The sequence below is a fragment of the Phocaeicola sp. RTP21198st1_B8_RTP21198_201120 genome (genome assembly GCF_040929485.1).
Taxonomy (GTDB): domain Bacteria; phylum Bacteroidota; class Bacteroidia; order Bacteroidales; family Bacteroidaceae; genus Phocaeicola; species Phocaeicola dorei.
Genome location: NZ_JBCOCI010000167.1, coordinates 2,464 through 3,483, shown reverse-complemented (window position 1 = coordinate 3,483; position 1,020 = coordinate 2,464). Strand labels below are relative to the sequence as shown.

The 1,020-nt window shown below is 44.1% G+C and carries 1 pseudogene; it reads right to left on the bottom strand.

From position 1 onward, the window contains the following. Window positions 1-850: pseudogene (locus AB5935_RS23930) on the bottom strand (type II restriction endonuclease subunit M); the annotation flags it as partial. Between the last annotated feature and the right edge of the window lie 170 nt (window positions 851-1,020).

Genomic DNA, 1,020 nt, shown 5'->3' with positions numbered 1-1,020 from the left:
CCTCATAAGTATTCTTATAGCTCTCCTCAATCAAGCTATCCATCAATACGGTCTGTCCGTCGGCAGCCAAGGCTTCTTTGTTCACCAGCAGTTGGAACAGGGCGTAATGATTGCGTGAAGATTTAAGCTGTCCTTGGGTGTAGAGGTCATCAATTGAGAACTGCAAGTAAGAACCGCGTGCCCATTTGTCTTTGTCGAAGAGGAACACCATGTTACCCGCCAACATCAAGATGAAATGCGGACGACGTTCTTCGGGCATCAAGAAGATTTGGGTAACGGCCTTATTGATGATAGCCGGAGAGAAATGATACTTATCCTTATTCAGATACTGAGAAGGAATCACGTCGGCCCACTGTCCTGCATAATAGCGTTGCTGACGGGTATTCTTATCTGGCTTACTCTCGTACTGCTGTTCAAAGAGTCCGGCAGGTGATTGTTCATCTACCGAAATCAGATGCTGCATTTCCATAATGAGCATACTAATCTTGTCGCCACTTCGCAAGATGTGACGTACGGGAATCATTTCGATGACTTCACCATTGTCGCTGACCACATAAGGTTCTTGATAAGCATGATCTGTGTCATAACCCAGAACTTTCAAGAGTGTTGTATGCCAATCATGGGTACGACGAATGGTATCCTTCACGCGAGGATGGTCGTTGATGATGAAGTTCTTATAGTCTTCATATTGGGCACGCAGGGCTGTGAAAGGCTTATTAAGCTCTTTCATTTCGTCGGCAGTACGACCGGAACATTTCTGCACCTTATCTACAAAGTCTTCGGTGAAATAGCCAGAAGGAAAGTAGTCGCCTACGTTTTGTATAAATCGATATGTTATATTGTCTGCCATGGGGTATTATATATTATGGAATACGGCCAAAAGGCGCATATACGGTTCAGCATTATCGAGTGAGAAGAGGTCTTGGTAGAACTGGCTGGATTGGTCAGTAATCTTCTGAACTTCTTCTTTCTCTTTCTTGTACATATTATTACGGGTAATGGTGATGTCTGCATCATCAG